Origin of the sequence: Sphingobium sp. DN12, from assembly GCF_051058005.1 — a bacterium.
Taxonomy (GTDB): Bacteria; Pseudomonadota; Alphaproteobacteria; order Sphingomonadales; family Sphingomonadaceae; genus Sphingobium; species Sphingobium yanoikuyae.
In genome coordinates, this window is sequence record NZ_CP173717.1 from 100,694 (window position 1) to 116,652 (window position 15,959).

Genomic DNA, 15,959 nt, shown 5'->3' on the forward strand with positions numbered 1-15,959 from the left:
ATCAAAATGCCGCGAATCGACTCAGGGTTTCTTCACGTCGACGGTCGGAACCTCGACCGTTTCGTTGCGGCTGCCCACTTCGACCTTGGCGACGCTCGCCTCATATTTGGGCAGGGCGCCCTGTTTTACGGAGACTTCGGGCAGGCGACCCTCCTGAGTCTTCTGCAGGTCGATGAATCCGGTTGCTATCCCGGCGCCGATGACGATAAGCGCGATCAGCAGCAATCCGCCGATGAAACGCATGGCACTCTCCTCTATTGAACGGGGGGATGAACGCGGGGCCCGGTGAAATGGTTGCGATAGTGCCACGAACCGAGCGGAAGGTTGACGGCGAGCGGGAATCCCGCTATCGGCGCCGCTTTCCGAACGAACCCGAATTTCAAAGGTTGATTGACTATGTCGCGCATTTGCGAGCTGACCGGTAAGGGTCGCCAGGTGGGTCACAATGTTTCCCACGCCAACAACAAGACCAAGCGCGTGTTCCTGCCGAACCTGCAGAACGTGTCGCTGATCTCCGAAACGCTGGAAACCACCGTCAAGCTGCGCGTGTCGACCCATGGTCTGCGCTCGGTCGAGCATAATGGCGGCCTCGACAACTGGCTGGTCAAGACCAGCGACGACAAGCTGTCGCTGAAGGCCCGTCGCCTGAAGCGCGACATCGTCAAGAAGCAGGCTGCCGCAGCCGCCTGATTCGCTTCGATTCGTTTCGGCATAAGAAGCGGCCTGGCAACAGGCCGCTTTTTTGCGTTTTCTGATATTCCCTGCTGAGCAGGGAATGCGCCGCACCAGCCCGATCAATCCAATCGGAATTTCAGCAGCAAGGTGCGCTGGAAGAATTCGTGATTGTCGTCGGATGCGACCCACAGGATCGTCCGGCCCTGTTCCCGGCTGAGTGCCAGTCCTTCGAAATTATCGGCCAGCAGCGGCGGCGCCAGCCGGGCCAGCGTCCGGGCGCGCAGCTCCGTGTTCGGTGCGGGATTTTCAGGCAGCTCGATCATCGCGATCGTCGCGGTGAACAGTTCCTGCAGGGTCAGGCGCCGGTTCAGCACCAGCAGATGGCGATCGTCCAGCGCGACCATGTCGGTCGGGCGATAGCCCTGCGGCGCGACATAATGGAGATGGATCGGATCGGCGGTGTCATGTTCGGCCGGATCGCCCGACCAGAGCAAGGTGTCATGATGGCCGTCGGCGGTCATGCCCATCTCGCCGATCGCGATGAAGCGGCCGTCGGGCAGGCGGGTGAAGGATTCGATCGATCCGGTCTTGGGCCAGGCGACGATTTCCGGCCAGGTCCGGCACGCCTCCACCCGCGCGAAGCCGGGCGAATAGCGGCAGATCGCCTGGAGCAGCTCGAACCCGACCCAATAGCGGTCGCTGGCCGGATCATGGGTCATGGATTCCGAATCCCAGGACCACCAGGGCCGGTCCCTGTCCTGCGCCCTTACCGGCAGCGGCGCGATGAAGGGGCGGCGGCTGGCGCGGCCGGGGCCGACATGGAAGCCCATCAGCACGCCGGCATCGCTCAGCGCCAATATCTGGCCCGGTCCGTCGACCAGCAGCGAGGATATGCTGCCAAAGCCCGGATTGTCGCTGCCAAGCTGCCAGCCGCCCAGATAGGTGAGCGTGCCGACCCGGCGGCGATCGGGATCGCTGCTGTCGAGCGGCACGGCCCGCGCCGTCACCAGCAAGGTGCCCGGCCGCACGGCGGCGGGCTTGGTGGACGGCGGGGCAGGCAGCAGCAGGATCGCAAGAGCGAGAACGATCAGGATTCGACGCATCGCGCTCTGCCATAGGGGAAATGTCGGCGGGACGCAGCAGGGGAGTGGCAAAGCGTTGCCAGCTGAACGGTGGCTGTCACCGCCATTCAGGCTCCACTCAACGCGAATCAGTCATAAGGGCATCAATCCTGGTGATCGGCCCGTCCGGTTCACTGCGGAAATGGCAATCTGAGGAGCAACGCCATGAAGATGAAGTATCTGATCAATCTGGGTGCTGCGCTCGCCATGGGCGCTGCCTCCCTGGCCGTCACCGCGACGCCCGCCATGGCGCGCGATGGCTGGGGCCGCGGCTATGAGCGCGGCGACTATTACCGGGGTGATCGCGGCTATCGCGGTGACCGTGGCTATCGTGGGTATCGGGGCGATTATTATCGCGGCGACCGTGGCTATCGTGGCGGCTATCGCGGCAATTATTACCGCAATGATTATCGCGGTTATCGCGGCGGCTATCGCTGCCGGGACAATGGCACGGGCGGCACCATCATCGGTGCGATCGCCGGTGGTCTGCTCGGTAACGAAGTCGGCAAGGGCAGCAGCCGCTATGGTCGTGGCGACGGCACCACGGGCGCCATCATCGGCGCAGGCGTCGGCGCGCTGGCTGGCCGCGCGATCGACCGCAACTGCTAAGCGTCACCCCAACTGATGACGATGAAGGGCCGTCCCCGTGAAGGGGGCGGCCTTCTTGCTATCGGGCGGCGTTGCTTGCGCCCTGTCGCCGGTCGGCGCGGGCGGCTGCGACGGCGGCGGGGTTGAGCCCGGCCTCCTGCGGCGACGCGGCACCGGCGCGCGCATCGAGCTGCGCCGCGGCGGCATTGAGGGCGCTGGCTTCGGCCGCGCTGACGCCGCCGACGCCATCATCCTGGCCGGAATTGCAGGCGCCCAGCGCCAGCAGGAGCAGCAGGGCAGGTCGCTTGGTCAATCGCCGATCCTTTCGCGCATAAGAAAAGGGCCGCTCCCGTTTCCGGTGCGGCCCTTTTCCAAAAACTCTTCCCGAAAGGGAAATTACATCGCGTTGGCGACGTTGTTGGTCGCGTTCGAAGCGGCGTTCGCAGCGTTGTCGGCAGCGTTCATCGCGGCGTTCATGGCGTTGTCGGCAGCGTTCGAAGCGTTCTCAGCAGCGTTGGCGGCGTTGTTGGCAGCGTTTTCGGCGGTGTGGCCACCGCAAGCAGCCAGACCCAGCGAAGCGGCGAGAACGAGCGAAAGAGCAATCGACTTGGACATGGGCAAACCCCTCTCAGAGAAAAAAAAGATGCAGACCACTCTCGGAGAAAAGCTCACCCCCCATTGCGCCTGCGCGCTGATTCGTAATGCTTTGGGCGAAGCAAGGCAATCCCATTCCTGAGCGGGAGGGCCTGATAAGGCGCGGTTTTTGTCGGAAGTGCCCGCAATGGACGGCCATTGACGCATATAAAGATTTCTTTATATGATTGCTGCATGAGTGGCGCCCTCGACATTTTCCGGTCTCTTGGAGACCCGACGCGGCTGCGCATCGTCCACCTGTTGCGGGCGATGGAACTGGCCGTGGGCGAAGTGGCGCAGGTGGTCGACCAGAGCCAGCCGCGGGTGTCGCGCCATATCCGCATTCTCGTGGAATCCGGCCTGGTCGAGCGGCGCAAGGAGGGCAATTGGGTCTTCCTGCGGCTGGGCCAGAAGGCGTCGGTCCAACCCTTCATCACCTTGTTCGACCAGTTGCAGCCGTCGGCCGCCGAGGCCGCATGGCAAAATGCGGATCTCGCGCGCCTTGCCGCCGTGCGGGCCGAGCGTGCGCGCGCCGCCGAAGCCTATTTCGCCGAACATGCCGAGGAATGGGATGCGATCCGTTCGCTCCATGTCGCCGAAGCCGATGTGGAAGCGGCGATGCGCGCGATGCTGGACGGGCAGGCGATCGGCCATCTGCTCGATATCGGCACTGGCACCGGGCGGATGATCGAATTGTTCGGCCCCGCCGCCGATCAGGTGACGGCGCTTGATCGCAGCCCCGATATGTTGCGGCTCGCCCGTGCCAAGCTGCCCGAGGATGCGGGCGACAAATATGCGCTGCTGCTCGGCGATTTCGCCGCGCTGCCCATCGATCCCGCCAGTGTCGACACGGTGCTGCTGCATCAGGTGCTGCATTATGCTCAGGCGCCCGAGCAGGTGATCGCGCAGGCGGCGCAGGTGCTGCGGCCCGGCGGCCGGGTGCTGATCGTCGATTTCGCCGCCCATGAACGCGAGGAGCTGCGCACCCGCGATCAGCATGCGCGGCTGGGCTTTTCCGACATGCAGATCGAAGGCTGGTTCGCGCAGGCGGGCCTGGAACTGGAGCGGGTGGACATGCTGCCCGGCCAGGAACTGACGGTACAATTGTGGCTCGGGCGCCAGCGCGGCGCCGACATCCTGCCCATCGAAGAACGGATTTCCGCATGACCCAGACTGACCGCGCCCGCCATGATGCCGAAGGGCCGCTCTATGCGGATCTGGCCGGCGACCTCAATGTGAGCTTCGAATTCTTCCCGCCCAAGACGGAGAAGATGGAGGAGCAGCTCTGGTCGGCGATCGAGACGCTGACGCCGCTGGCGCCCAAATTCGTGTCGGTGACCTATGGCGCGGGCGGCTCGACCCGCGAGCGCACCCATAATACGGTCGCGCGCATCGCCAGGGAAACGCCGCTGGCCGCCGCCGCGCACCTGACCTGCGTCGCTGCCAGCAAGGCCGAGATCGACGAAGTGGCCGATGCCTATTGGGAAGCGGGCGTGCGCCATATCGTCGCGCTGCGTGGCGATCCGCCGGAGGCCGGCACCGCCTTCCAGCCGCACCCCGATGGTTACAAGGGCGCGGCCGAACTGGTCGAGGGGCTGCGCAAGCGCCATGATTTCGAGATTTCGGTCGCGGCCTATCCCGAAACCCATCCCGATGCGCAGAGCGCGCAGAGCGACATCGACAATTTGAAGCGCAAGATTGACGCCGGCGCGACCCGCGCGATCACCCAATTCTTCTTCGAGGCGGACACCTTCTTCCGCTTCCGCGACACGGTCGCCGCCGCCGGCATTGATGCGGACGTCATTCCCGGCATCATGCCGGTCAGCAATTTCGCCGCGGTCCAGCGGATGTCGGCGATGTGCAACACCGATGTCCCCGCCTGGATGGGCCGCCTGTTCGACGGGCTGGACCAGCATCCCGCCGCGCGCCAGCTCGTCTCTGCCACGCTGGCGGCGGAACTGTGCCGCAATCTCTATATGGGCGGCGTGCGCGACTTCCATTTCTATACGCTCAACCGGGCGGAACTAAGCTATGCGATCTGCCACCTGCTGGGCCTGCGCCCGCAGGTTGCGGCTGAACTGGAGAAGACGGCATGAACGCCGAAGCACGTTTGCGCGCCCTGGCGGCGGAAAAGATCCTGATCTTCGACGGTGGCTATGGCACGTCGATCCAGAAGCATGGCCTGACCGAAGCCGATTATCGCGGTGACCTGGACCTTGCCAAGGACCAGAAGGGCAATAACGACCTGCTCTGCCTGACCCGGCCGGACATCGTCGAGGGCATTCATACCGCCTATCTCGACAATGGCGCCGACATGATCGAGACCAACACCTTCTCCTCGACCAAGATCGCGATGGCCGACTATGGCTGCGAACATCTGGTGTGGGACATCAATGTCGCGGCCGCCAAGATCGCGCGCGCGGCGTGCGAGAAGGCAACGGCCAAGGACGGACGCCCACGCTTCGTCTGCGGCTCGATCGGCCCGACCAACAAGACGCTGTCGATTTCGCCCGACGTCAACGATCCCGCCTATCGCGAGGTCGACTATGATACGCTGAAGGCCGACTATCGCGAACAGTGCGATGCGCTGATCGCCGGCGGCGTCGACTTCCTGCTGATCGAAACCTGCTTCGATACGCTCAATGCCAAGGCCGCCGGCATGGCCGCGCGCGAGGCGGAGGAAGCGGCGGGCCGTTCGGTGCCGGTGATGCTCAGCTTCACCATCACCGACATGTCGGGCCGCAACCTGTCGGGCCACACGATCAACGCCTTCTGGTATTCGCTGCGGCATCTGAAGCCGCTGACCATCGGCGTGAACTGCGCCTTTGGCGCGGACCTGCTGCGGCCTTATCTGGCCGAACTGTCGAAAAATGCCGACACGCTGATCCTGGCCTATCCCAATGCCGGCCTGCCCAATGAACTGGGGCAATATGACGAGCTGCCCGAAACCACCGCGAAGCTGATCCGTCAGTGGGTGGACGAAGGGCTGGTCAACATGGTCGGCGGTTGCTGCGGCACGACGCCCGCCCATATCGGCGCGGTGGCGAAGGCGCTCGACGGCCACAAGCCGCGCCAGGTGCCCGAACTGACGGTCGTGACCCGCCTCGCGGGCCTCGAACCGATGCACATCGCGGCCTAGCGCGAATTAGTCCCCCTCCCGCTTGCGGGAGGGGTTAGGGGAGGGCCTGTTTGCGGCTTTTCCTTACATGCCCTCCCCCGACCCCTCCCTATAGGGAGGGGAGAAGGTAATAAAATGACCACGACCTCCCCCGATCTTTCTGGCGCCACCTTCGTCAATATCGGCGAGCGCACCAACGTCACCGGCTCCGCCAAGTTCAAGAAGCTGATCATGGCCGGCGACTATGCCGCGGCGATCGATATCGCCCGCGAGCAGGTCGAAAATGGCGCGCAGATCGTCGACGTGAACATGGACGAAGGCCTGCTCGACGCGGTCGAGGCGATGACCACTTTCCTCAAGCTCATGACGTCGGAGCCGGACATCAGCCGCGTGCCGGTGATGATCGACAGCTCAAAATGGGAAGTGATTGAAGCCGGCCTGAAATGCGTCTCCGGCAAGCCGGTGGTCAATTCGATCAGCATGAAGGAGGGCGAGGAGGCTTTCCTGCACCATGCGAAACTCTGCATGGCCTATGGCGCGGCCGTGGTGGTCATGGCCTTCGACGAGACCGGCCAGGCCGATACCCAGGCCCGCAAGGTCGAGATTTGCGAGCGCGCCTACAAGTTGCTGATGACGATCGGCTTCCCGCCCGAGGACATCATCTTCGACCCCAATATCTTCGCCGTCGCGACCGGGATCGAGGAGCATAACAACTACGGCGTCGACTTCATCGAGGCCTGCCGCGAGATCAAGAAGCGCTGCCCGCATGTCCATATCTCGGGCGGCCTGTCCAACTTCTCCTTCTCCTTCCGCGGCAACGAACCGGTGCGCCGGGCGATGCACTCGGTCTTCCTCTATCACGCCATCCCCGCCGGCCTCGACATGGCGATCGTCAATGCCGGCCAGCTCGACGTCTATGACGCGATCGACCCGGCGCTGCGCCAGGCGTGCGAGGATGTGCTGTTGAACAGCGATCCCGAAGCCGGCGACCGCCTCGTTGCGCTCGCGGAATCCTTCAAGGGCAAGGACGCCGCATCGGAAAAGGCCGCGCAGGAATGGCGCGGCTGGCCGGTCGCCAAGCGCCTCGAACATGCGCTGGTCAAGGGCATCGACATGTATGTCGTGGAAGACACCGAGGAATGCCGCCTCGCCGCCGAAAAGCCGATCCAGGTGATCGAAGGCCCGCTGATGGACGGCATGAACGTGGTCGGCGACCTGTTCGGCGCGGGCAAGATGTTCCTGCCGCAGGTGGTGAAGTCCGCCCGCGTCATGAAGAAGGCGGTCGCCCATCTGCTGCCCTTCATCGAGGCGGCCAAGGAACCCGGCGCCAAGGGCAAGGGCAAGATCATCATGGCGACGGTCAAGGGCGACGTCCATGATATCGGCAAGAATATCGTCGGCGTCGTGCTCCAGTGCAACGGCTTCGAGGTGATCGACATGGGCGTGATGGTGCCCTGGCAGGACATCATCAAGGCCGCGAACGAGAATGACGCGGACATGATCGGCCTGTCCGGCCTCATCACCCCCTCGCTCGACGAGATGGTGACGGTGGCAGCGGAAATGCAGCGCGCCAACATGACCATGCCGCTGCTGATCGGCGGCGCGACCACCTCGCGCGTCCATACCGCGCTGCGCATCGACCCGGCCTTCACCGGCCCGGTCGTCCATGTGCTCGACGCCAGCCGCGCGGTCGGCGTCGCCACCGCCCTGGTGTCCGAAACGCAGAAGGCCGATTTCGTCCAGAAGACCAAGGATGATTATGAGCATGTCCGCGTCGCCCGCGCGAACAAGGGGCAGAGCCAGCTCCTGTCGCTCGAGGACGCCCGCGCCAACGGCTTCGAAATGGACGAGAGCCTGAAGGCGCCGCGCCCGCTGCTGCCCGGCACCCATCGCTTCCCCGACTGGGACTTGAAGGATCTGGTCAACTATATCGACTGGACCCCCTTCTTCCGCGCCTGGGAACTGGCCGGCAATTATCCCGCCATCCTGGATGACGAGATTGTCGGCGAAAGCGCCCGCAGCCTGTTCGCCGATGCGCAGAAGATGCTTGCCAAGATCATCGACGAGAAATGGCTGACCGCGCGCGGCGTCGCCGGCCTGTGGCCCTGCCGTCGTCAGGGCGACGACATCATCGTCCATGTCGAGGACGAGAAGCATTACACCCTGCCGATGCTGCGCCAGCAGATCGCCAAGCGCGAAGGCCGGGCGAACATGTGCCTGGCCGACTTCATCAGCCATGATGGCGACTGGATGGGTGGCTTTGCCGTGTCGATCCACGGCATCGAGCCGCACCTCGCCCGCTTCAAGAATGCGATCGACGATTATTCGGATATTCTGCTGAAGGCCTTGGCCGACCGTCTCGCCGAAGCCTTTGCCGAACGGTTGCACCATTATGTCCGCACCGCGCTCTGGGGCTATGCCGAGGGCGAGCAACTGACCAATGAGGCGCTGATCAAGGAAGAATATCGCGGCATCCGCCCGGCGCCCGGCTATCCGGCCTGCCCGGAACATAGTTTGAAGCTGATCCTGTTCGAGATGCTGGACGCCCATCATGCGACCGGCGCGACGCTCACCGAAAGCTTCGCCATGCTGCCGACGGCGGCGGTCAGCGGCTTCTATTTCGGCCATCAGCAGGCCGAATATTTCGGCGTCGCCCGCGTCGGCCGCGACCAGCTGGAAGATTATGCCCAGCGCCGCGGCATCGACCTGGAAACCGCCGAGCGCTATCTGCGCCCGAACCTGGACTGACGCCCGGCGCCTCCTTCCATCGGGGGGAGGTTGCCTGCTACCCCATGCCCGGCGGTGCCATGCGCGCCTCCGGGTAATTGCGGTCTTGCGCGCGGGCGGCGGTCGGTGGCTAAGTGCCGCGGACGACAGGCATGGGGGCAGGATGGCACGGCATCTCGACGAGCGGACGTTGCGGGTGGTCGGCTGGATCGCGACCGTCACTGCCATCCTCATGTATGGTTCCTATCTGGACCAGATCCGGATGAACCTGGCCGGGGACAAGGGATCGGTGATCCAGCCGCTGGCGACCGTGCTCAATACCTGCCTGTGGGCGGCCTATGGCTGGCTGCACAAGGACAAGGACTGGCCGATCATCGTCGCCAATGTGCCCGGCATCATCCTGGGCGCGACCTGTCTCTACACCGCGCTTTAGGGCTGATCTTTACCCGGCTTTCGTGAAACTAAGTCGCAATTGCATTCATGTTGCAGATGCGTAATAGGCTGGGCTTTCGGATGGCAGCCCACGGAGCCCAGGTGACCAAGCGCATATTGTTCCAGATCCACTGGTTCCTGGGGATCACCGCCGGCCTGGTGCTGGCGCTGATGGGCGTGACCGGCGCGACCATGAGCTTCGAGGACGAGATCAGCGAGGCGCTGTCGCCGCGCCTCTATGCGCCCGGCGTGCCTTCCAAACCCGACCTGTCGCCCGACCAGTTGATCGCCAGGGTGCAGGCCGACAATCCGGGCTATTATATCGCGCGGCTGGACTGGGAAATGGCGCGCGACCGGTCGCACAGCGTGCGCCTGTCGTCGAGCGAAGGGCGCGGCCGCAAGCAGGGGCAGGTCGATCGGGCCACCGGCGCCTGGCTGGGCGCACCGGCGGGCGAAGGCTTTTTCCATCTGATGGACGATCTGCATCGCTGGCTGGCGCTGCCGGGCGGCGGCAATGGCATCGGTCGGCAGATCACCGCCTTCAGCGCGATTGCGCTGATCTTCTTCGCTCTGTCCGGCCTCTATCTGCGCTGGCCGCGGCAGGCGCTGGACTGGCGCGCCTGGCTGGTGCTCGACCTGCGCAAGACCGGGCGCAACCTGTGGCGCGCGCTGCATGTCGTGATCGGCACCTGGGTGCTGCTCTTCTATCTGCTGAGCGCGCTCACCGGCCTGTGGTGGAGCTATGACTGGTATCGGCAGGGGGTGATCTACAGCCTGACCGGCAAGGCGCCGAGCGAGGAAGGGCGGCGGTCGGAAAAGCGCGAGGGGATCGCGCCGCGCCCGTCGATCGACCCGGCCTGGACCGCCTTCCGCCGCGCCACCGGCAATGACTATATCTGGGTGCGCATTACCCAGCCGGCGCCGTCGCAGCCGATGAAGACGATCAGCTTCGACGCCCGGCCCGAAGGCGCGCGCCATCTGCGCCAGACCGACAAATATAGCTATGATCCAGCCAGCTATGCGCTGGAGAAGCGCGACCTCTATGATCGCCGGCCGCTGGGCGTGATCATCACCCAGAGCGTCTATGAACTGCATCGCGGGGCCTTTTTCGGGCTGCCCGGCCGCATCATCATGATGCTGACCAGCCTCACCATGCCGCTGTTCACGGTGACCGGCTTCCTGCTCTATCTCTCGCGCCGCAAGCGCAAGCAGGCGGCACGGGCGCTGGCCGGCGATGCCGCGGCGGTTGTGGGTGGCGACATGGGCGGCGGTGACTTGCTGATCGCCTATGCCAGCCAGACCGGGACGGCCGAAATCCGTGCGCGCAATGCGGCGCAGGCGCTGGCCCATGGCGGGGTGCGGGCGCAGGTGGTGCCGGTCGGCCGGCTGACGCGCGACATGCTGGCAGGGGCGCAGCGCATCCTGTTCGTCGTTTCGACCTATGGCGAGGGCGAGCCGCCGGACATGGCGCGCGGCTTTGCCAGCCGGTTGCTGCGTGGCGGGGCGATCGATCTTGGCCATCTCCATTATGGCGTGCTGGCGATCGGCGACCGGGAATATCCCGATTTCTGCGCCTTCGGCATCGCGGTCGACGGCTGGATGGTGGGGGCGGGCGCGCAGCCGCTCTTCCCGCTGATCGCCATGGGGCATGAAGATGAAGCGGCGGAGCGGGCCTGGCACGATGCGCTGCATGATCTGGGCGCAGGTGAGGGCGATCGGGGCCAGATGGTGATCCCGTTCACGCCGTGGCGACTGGTGGCGCGCCATGCGCTCAATCCGGACAGCCCGGCGCTCACCGCCTATCATCTGCAGTTCGAGCCGGTGGGTACGGATGTGCCCGAATGGCAGGCGGGCGATATCGTCGAACTCCACCCCTGCAACGCGCCCGAGGCGGTCGAGGCGCTGCTGGCCAGCCAGGCGCCCGAGGGCGACCTGATCGCGGTGCCGGCGGCGTTGCGGGCGGAACTGGCACGCGCGATGCTGCCCGAAGCCGGAACCCCGCTCACCATGGCAGAAGCGCGGGCGCTGCGCCCGCTGCCGGCGCGCGAATATTCGGCGGCGTCGATCATGGCCGATGGCGTGCTGGACCTGGTGGTGCGGCAGGTGCGCGATGGGGACGGGCGGCTGGGCATCGGCTCGGGCTGGCTGACCGCGCATATGGCGCCGGGCGAGACGACGATGATGCGGGTGCGGCCCAATCCGGGCTTCCGCACCGATCCGGCGTCGCGCGGCGCGATGATCCTGATCGGCAATGGCACCGGCATTGCCGGGCTGCGTGCCCATCTGCGCGCTGCCGCCCATGACGGGATGGGCGGCCACTGGCTGCTGTTCGGCGAGCGCAGCCGGGCGCATGAGCGTTATTTCGATGCGGAATTGTCGGCCTGGCTGGCGGACGGCACGCTGGCACGGCTGGACCGCAGCTTCTCACGCGATGCGGATTGCGGCCGCTATGTCCAGCATCTGCTGGCGGACGCCGGCGCGGAACTGCGCGAACGGATCGGCCAGGGCGCGACCATCCTGGTCTGCGGCAGCCTGGAAGGCATGGCGCAGAGCGTCCATGAGGCGCTGATCGCGATCCTGGGCGAGGCGACGCTCAACGATCTGGCCGAGGCCGGCCGCTACAAGCGCGACGTCTATTGAGGGCGGATTGGAAGCGACCAGAAGCTGCCATTGTCACCCCGGCCTTGAGCCGGGGTCCCGCTTCTTTATCTGTTGCATAGAAAAGTGGGATGCCGGGTCAAGCCCGGCATGACGGATGTGGGTAGGGCGGCTAACGACCATTTGCAGACATTAGCAGCTATGCTCAAAATACCTATTTGTTGTCGTTCTGCTCTTGCATCAGCTTTTTCGTAGAGATGCAGTTCCCTGCCTTCTCACAGCGCTTCCATTCCGCATCAGCTTCGGCTTGAGACAGTTGCGGGAGTGGGGCCTGGATCATTTTTACGGAGATCGGTCGATCGACGATGATTTCGAAGTCTGACAGCCCCATGTGGCCATAAGCGCCTTTGAACGCGGTTCTTCTGCCAAGGAAAACGATTTCATAGACCGCGCCGAGTTCGCCGCGCATAGGGCCGGGGGTCAGCCATACTCTACCTTCCGCCGAATCAAATTCACAGGTCGAAGCTGGCCCGGTGCAGAACTGTGAGCCCTCAAAGTCGTTACGCCAGAGACCTCGCCATTCTTTTGCTGGTTGCATTTTAACGCACTGATCGGTCGGAGCGGATTCTATGGCAGTGAAGCCCTCCTCCACCTTTTCTATGGCGCACGGATAGGGCCTGCCGGGAATGCCTTTGCCATTTTCGGCAATCTGCCGATCGACGGGATCGAGATATGCTTCCGGCGGTGTTTGCTGAGCGTCAACAGGATAACCCGCCGCAAAACTCAAAATCCCAACAAGCGCAGGCCCGAATTTTCTCATCATGATTGCATCCCCGATTAATCGTAAGTCTACATCCACTTACGACGGCTGCAATGCGCCACTTGTTCTTGAAAGCAGATCGTCCGCTCTCCACCCATTCCCGCCCTCTGGGGCGCCACCCCGCCTGAAGTCGGCCTCAGTCGGCCAGCATCGCGGCGAGGGTGGGGGTCATATATTCCTGGCCGCCGGTTTCGGTGCGCAGGATGAGGCGGGCGGCGAGGTTGTGGCGGGTGGCGAGGGCCATGCCGCGATCGGCGCCCAGCACGGTGATCGCGGTCGCCCAGGCGTCGGCCAGCATGGCGGAGGCGTGGAGGACGGTGACGGCGGCGACGCCCTCCGCAATGGGCGCGCCGGTCGCGGGATCGATGCTGTGCGACAGGCGGCGATCGCCCTCCATCCGGTAGCGGCGATAATCGCCCGAACTGGCCATGGAAAGGCCGCAGAGCGCGACCCGCAGCGTCGGGAGGTCGAGACCCGGCGGCACTTCGGCATCGACCCACCAGGGCTGGATATCGGGCTTTACCCCCTCGCCGCGCAGTTCGCCGCCAATCTCGATCAGGAAATTGATAAGGCCGAGGGCGCGCAGGCAGGCCGCGACCGCATCGACGGCATAGCCCTTGGCGATGCCGGAAAAATCGAGCGCGACGTCGGCGGTGCGCCGGGCGCGGTCGCCATTGAGTTCGATGCAGGTCCAGGGCGCGACCGAGGCGGTGGCGCTGCCGCCGGCGAGGGCCGGGCCGAAGCCCCAGCGGGCGACGATGCCGCCGATCGCCGGGTCGAAGGCGCCGTTCGACAGGCGGGCCATGGCAAGGCCCGCGCGCAGCACGCCCATCATCGCGGGCGGCAGGCGGGTCCATTGGCCGATCGGGCTGCGGTTGAAGCGGCTGATGTCGGAGCCGGCTTCCCAATTGCTCATCTCGTTGATGACGGCAGCCAGCACGGCCTCGACATGGGTCTGGCAGTCGGCGGGCGGATCGACGATGCGGGCCGACCATGTGGTGCCCATGGTCGCTCCGCCCAAAGTGACGATAGCGCCCTGACGCTGGCGCCCGGCAAATTGCGCGGGCGACAGGTCGGGCGCTATCGCGATGCGGGCGGGATGGCCGGCGGGCCGGGTCAGGGCGCCAGCACTTCCAGCGTGGTGATGTAGGAGGCGCGCTTCTGCGGCGGGCCGGCCGGCGGTGCGGGCGGTGCGCCCTCCGGCTTGCCGCCCTGCGCGCCCGGACCACCGGGACCGCCGGGGCCACCTTCGCGGCCGCCGCCGGTGCTGGCATTCAGCCAGTACATGCCGGGGGCGCCCCATTTGACGGCCAGCTTGCCATCCTTGTCGGTGGCGAGGTCCATCTGGCCCAGCGCATCGCGATAGCGAATGCCGCCGGGAATGACGGTGACCTTGAGGTCGGCGGCGGGCTTGCCGTCGAGCAGGAACTGGAAGGTCGCGGTCTCGCCCGACACCAGGTCATTGGGATGGGTCACCGGGACCAGTTCGATGCCGGTGCCGGTCGGCTTGAAGATGGTGGTGGTCGGCGCGCCCAGCGTCACGAAGATCTCGTTGCGGTTGCTCGCCTCGGCGGTCTGGACATTGGTGGCACCGGCGGGGATCGCCTGGGCCAGATTGGCCTTGGTGGTGCCGCGCGGCAGGCGCTCCTGCTTGCCGTTGAGGGTGTAGCTGCCCATCACCATGGTCGAGACATTGGCGATGCGATAGGTGCCGGGCTTGGTCAGATGCACGTCAAAGGTCGAGCGATATTTGCCGGTGGCGGCATTTTCGATCTTGCCGGTGGTGCCGTCCGGCTCGGTCACGGCGATGCCGTCGGTGCGCATCGGGAAATGTTCGAAATAGAAGAGGTCGTTGGAGACCGCCGCGTCGACCGTCACCCAGCTGTCGGTGCCCGACAGGGTGGTGGAGGAGGGCAGCATCCACTGGCGGTGGGCCTGGGCCGCGCCGGAGAGCATCAGGGCGGCAAGCGCGCCCGCGATCAGATATTTGGCTTTCATGGTCTTCGTCCCCTGTTACTTGCCGAAGCTGACGCTGACGGCGCCGAGTTCGCTGCTGCCCTGTGCCTTGGCGGCGACGCCGGGCTTGGCCGGCCAGGTGAAGGGCAGGCGGACCAGTTCGCGGCCGCCGACTTCACGGGCGGCTTCCACCACCAGCGTATATTTGCCCGGACCCAGGGCGCCGAGCGGCCCCTTGCCGGCGGTGAAGGCGATCTTCTGGTCGCCCGGCGCGCGGGTCGCGCCCGATACGCCATCGGCCGGGAAGCTCATCGTGCGGCCCGACACGCGCCACCACTGGCGGATGTCGCGCAGCCATTTGGTGCCTTCGCCCTTGGCCTTGTCGACATCATACCAGACCGCGAGCGTGCGGGGGGCGGCGCCCTCCTTCTCCAGCCAGATGGCAACATAGGGGCGATGATATTCGGCGACCGACAGGCGCGGGATATTGACCGTGACGGTCATGGTCTGCGCGGCGGCCGGCGCGGCCAGCGCACCGGTGGCGCCGAGCGCGGCACCGCCGGACAGGATGAGCTTGGGACTGATCTGCATGGAAAGATGGACCCCCGTTAGTGGATGAAGAGGATGGCGAGCAGCGCCGGCAGCGCAAGCCCGATCGCGACCAGCGGCCAGGTGCTTGGCCGCTTGGCGGCGTGAAGCTGGAGCAGCAGCAGGCCGGTCAGCGCGAACAGGAAGCAGGCGACGGCGAAGATATCGATGAACCATTTCCACACGGTGCCGGCATTGCGGCCCTTGTGCAGGTCGTTGAGATAGCTGACCCAGCCGCGGCTGGTCGCTTCGCTGGTGACCTTGCCGTCATGCCGGTCGATCGACACCCAGCCATCGCCGCCGGGACGCGGCAGGGCGAGATAGACTTCGTCCGCCGACCATTCCGCCTCGCCCGCGCCGCTCTGGCCGATTTCCTTTTCGACCCATTGGGCGATCGGGGCGGGCAGGGGCTTCTTGGCATCGGGCGCATCATCGGCCGCGACCAGCTTGCGCAGCGGGGCGGGCAGGGTGGCGCTTTTTTCGACGGTCTGGGGCGAACCCTCGACATCGGCGGCATGGTTGAGGGTGATGCCGGTGAAGGCGAAGAGCAGCAGGCCGATCAGGCTGATCGCCGAACTCACCCAATGCCAGGTATGCAGCTGCTTCAGCCAGAATGCCTTGGCGCTCTTCTTTTTCTTGGGCTGGGCGCGGGCGGGAGCGTGCATCGAGAGAACGGCGAGTCCTGTGGGAAATGAGGTGGCCC

The 15,959-nt window shown here is 65.3% G+C and carries 17 protein-coding genes; 8 read left to right on the forward strand and 9 right to left on the reverse strand.

Going from position 1 to position 15,959, the window contains the following annotated elements; translation table 11 throughout:
* Positions 1 to 21: 21 nt before the first annotated feature.
* Entirely contained in the window at positions 22 to 243 is a 222-nt protein-coding gene (locus ACI6S0_RS00520) for a hypothetical protein (protein ID WP_004210483.1), read from the reverse strand.
* Between the two features lie 153 nt (positions 244 to 396).
* Between ACI6S0_RS00520 and rpmB the strand changes: the two genes are divergently transcribed.
* On the forward strand, positions 397 to 690 hold the full coding sequence (gene rpmB / locus ACI6S0_RS00525; protein ID WP_004210484.1) for a 50S ribosomal protein L28: 294 nt from the start codon (positions 397 to 399) through the stop codon (positions 688 to 690).
* 104 nt (positions 691 to 794) lie between these two features.
* On the opposite strand, the gene ACI6S0_RS00530 is transcribed toward rpmB, so the two are convergent.
* Complete coding sequence (locus ACI6S0_RS00530) at positions 795 to 1,778, reverse strand: esterase-like activity of phytase family protein (RefSeq protein WP_017502993.1); 984 nt, start codon at positions 1,776 to 1,778, stop codon at positions 795 to 797.
* 183 nt (positions 1,779 to 1,961) lie between these two features.
* Between ACI6S0_RS00530 and ACI6S0_RS00535 the strand changes: the two genes are divergently transcribed.
* Positions 1,962 to 2,405 carry a glycine zipper 2TM domain-containing protein gene (locus tag ACI6S0_RS00535; protein WP_004210486.1) on the forward strand — a complete coding sequence of 148 codons (444 nt, stop codon included), beginning with the start codon at positions 1,962 to 1,964 and terminating at the stop codon, positions 2,403 to 2,405.
* 58 nt (positions 2,406 to 2,463) lie between these two features.
* Here ACI6S0_RS00535 and ACI6S0_RS00540 read toward each other — a convergent pair whose 3' ends face one another.
* Together ACI6S0_RS00540 and ACI6S0_RS00545 are read right to left on the reverse strand one after the other, a co-directional pair.
* Complete coding sequence (locus ACI6S0_RS00540; protein ID WP_434404585.1) at positions 2,464 to 2,697, reverse strand: hypothetical protein; 234 nt, start codon at positions 2,695 to 2,697, stop codon at positions 2,464 to 2,466.
* Positions 2,698 to 2,780: 83 nt separating this feature from the next.
* Positions 2,781 to 2,999 carry a hypothetical protein gene (locus ACI6S0_RS00545; RefSeq protein ID WP_004210488.1) on the reverse strand — a complete coding sequence of 73 codons (219 nt, stop codon included), beginning with the start codon at positions 2,997 to 2,999 and terminating at the stop codon, positions 2,781 to 2,783.
* Between the two features lie 213 nt (positions 3,000 to 3,212).
* Between ACI6S0_RS00545 and ACI6S0_RS00550 the strand changes: the two genes are divergently transcribed.
* The 6 genes from ACI6S0_RS00550 (at position 3,213) to ACI6S0_RS00575 (ending at position 11,934) form a co-directional block, all read left to right on the forward strand.
* Entirely contained in the window at positions 3,213 to 4,184 is a 972-nt protein-coding gene (locus ACI6S0_RS00550; protein ID WP_434404586.1) for an ArsR/SmtB family transcription factor, read from the forward strand.
* Positions 4,181 to 5,113: a methylenetetrahydrofolate reductase gene (metF, locus tag ACI6S0_RS00555; RefSeq protein WP_434404587.1), complete on the forward strand. Its 933-nt coding sequence runs from the start codon at positions 4,181 to 4,183 to the stop codon at positions 5,111 to 5,113. The genes ACI6S0_RS00550 and metF overlap by 4 nt, the downstream gene beginning before the upstream one ends.
* Positions 5,110 to 6,156, forward strand: a complete 1,047-nt coding sequence (locus tag ACI6S0_RS00560; protein ID WP_434404588.1) for a homocysteine S-methyltransferase family protein — start codon at positions 5,110 to 5,112, stop codon at positions 6,154 to 6,156. The genes metF and ACI6S0_RS00560 overlap by 4 nt, the downstream gene beginning before the upstream one ends.
* A 114-nt stretch (positions 6,157 to 6,270) precedes the next feature.
* Positions 6,271 to 8,883 (forward strand): methionine synthase, encoded by a 2,613-nt coding sequence (gene metH, locus ACI6S0_RS00565; RefSeq protein WP_434404589.1) that lies wholly within the window; start codon positions 6,271 to 6,273, stop codon positions 8,881 to 8,883.
* A gap of 142 nt (positions 8,884 to 9,025) precedes the next feature.
* The gene (locus ACI6S0_RS00570) at positions 9,026 to 9,295 is read left to right on the forward strand and encodes a SemiSWEET family transporter (RefSeq protein ID WP_004210495.1); all 270 of its coding nucleotides are present in this window, start codon (positions 9,026 to 9,028) and stop codon (positions 9,293 to 9,295) included.
* Between the two features lie 80 nt (positions 9,296 to 9,375).
* Positions 9,376 to 11,934 (forward strand): PepSY domain-containing protein, encoded by a 2,559-nt coding sequence (locus ACI6S0_RS00575; protein WP_434404590.1) that lies wholly within the window; start codon positions 9,376 to 9,378, stop codon positions 11,932 to 11,934.
* Positions 11,935 to 12,106: 172 nt separating this feature from the next.
* On the opposite strand, the gene ACI6S0_RS00580 is transcribed toward ACI6S0_RS00575, so the two are convergent.
* The 5 genes from ACI6S0_RS00580 to ACI6S0_RS00600 form a co-directional block, all read right to left on the reverse strand.
* A complete protein-coding gene (locus tag ACI6S0_RS00580) occupies positions 12,107 to 12,715 on the reverse strand; it encodes a hypothetical protein (protein ID WP_434404591.1) in 609 nt (202 codons plus the stop codon).
* A 133-nt stretch (positions 12,716 to 12,848) separates the two neighbouring features.
* Entirely contained in the window at positions 12,849 to 13,718 is an 870-nt protein-coding gene (locus tag ACI6S0_RS00585) for an FAD:protein FMN transferase (RefSeq protein ID WP_434404592.1), read from the reverse strand.
* 110 nt (positions 13,719 to 13,828) lie between these two features.
* On the reverse strand, positions 13,829 to 14,710 hold the full coding sequence (locus ACI6S0_RS00590; RefSeq protein ID WP_434404593.1) for a DUF4198 domain-containing protein: 882 nt from the start codon (positions 14,708 to 14,710) through the stop codon (positions 13,829 to 13,831).
* A gap of 15 nt (positions 14,711 to 14,725) precedes the next feature.
* Entirely contained in the window at positions 14,726 to 15,259 is a 534-nt protein-coding gene (locus ACI6S0_RS00595; protein ID WP_069336671.1) for a DUF2271 domain-containing protein, read from the reverse strand.
* 17 nt (positions 15,260 to 15,276) lie between these two features.
* Positions 15,277 to 15,921, reverse strand: coding sequence for a PepSY-associated TM helix domain-containing protein (locus ACI6S0_RS00600; RefSeq protein WP_367348362.1), 645 nt, complete (start codon positions 15,919 to 15,921; stop codon positions 15,277 to 15,279).
* Positions 15,922 to 15,959 lie beyond the last annotated feature (38 nt).

Coding starts and splice junctions, on each gene's coding strand:
- ACI6S0_RS00520 (WP_004210483.1), bottom strand. CDS start 243: ATGCGTTTCATCGGCGGATTGCTGCTGATCGCGCTTATCGTCATCGGC.
- rpmB (WP_004210484.1), top strand. CDS start 397: ATGTCGCGCATTTGCGAGCTGACCGGTAAGGGTCGCCAGGTGGGTCAC.
- ACI6S0_RS00530 (WP_017502993.1), bottom strand. CDS start 1,778: ATGCGTCGAATCCTGATCGTTCTCGCTCTTGCGATCCTGCTGCTGCCT.
- ACI6S0_RS00535 (WP_004210486.1), top strand. CDS start 1,962: ATGAAGATGAAGTATCTGATCAATCTGGGTGCTGCGCTCGCCATGGGC.
- ACI6S0_RS00545 (WP_004210488.1), bottom strand. CDS start 2,999: ATGTCCAAGTCGATTGCTCTTTCGCTCGTTCTCGCCGCTTCGCTGGGT.
- ACI6S0_RS00550 (WP_434404586.1), top strand. CDS start 3,213: ATGAGTGGCGCCCTCGACATTTTCCGGTCTCTTGGAGACCCGACGCGG.
- metF (WP_434404587.1), top strand. CDS start 4,181: ATGACCCAGACTGACCGCGCCCGCCATGATGCCGAAGGGCCGCTCTAT.
- ACI6S0_RS00560 (WP_434404588.1), top strand. CDS start 5,110: ATGAACGCCGAAGCACGTTTGCGCGCCCTGGCGGCGGAAAAGATCCTG.
- metH (WP_434404589.1), top strand. CDS start 6,271: ATGACCACGACCTCCCCCGATCTTTCTGGCGCCACCTTCGTCAATATC.
- ACI6S0_RS00570 (WP_004210495.1), top strand. CDS start 9,026: ATGGCACGGCATCTCGACGAGCGGACGTTGCGGGTGGTCGGCTGGATC.
- ACI6S0_RS00575 (WP_434404590.1), top strand. CDS start 9,376: ATGGCAGCCCACGGAGCCCAGGTGACCAAGCGCATATTGTTCCAGATC.
- ACI6S0_RS00580 (WP_434404591.1), bottom strand. CDS start 12,715: ATGATGAGAAAATTCGGGCCTGCGCTTGTTGGGATTTTGAGTTTTGCG.
- ACI6S0_RS00585 (WP_434404592.1), bottom strand. CDS start 13,718: ATGGGCACCACATGGTCGGCCCGCATCGTCGATCCGCCCGCCGACTGC.
- ACI6S0_RS00590 (WP_434404593.1), bottom strand. CDS start 14,710: ATGAAAGCCAAATATCTGATCGCGGGCGCGCTTGCCGCCCTGATGCTC.
- ACI6S0_RS00595 (WP_069336671.1), bottom strand. CDS start 15,259: ATGCAGATCAGTCCCAAGCTCATCCTGTCCGGCGGTGCCGCGCTCGGC.
- ACI6S0_RS00600 (WP_367348362.1), bottom strand. CDS start 15,921: ATGCACGCTCCCGCCCGCGCCCAGCCCAAGAAAAAGAAGAGCGCCAAG.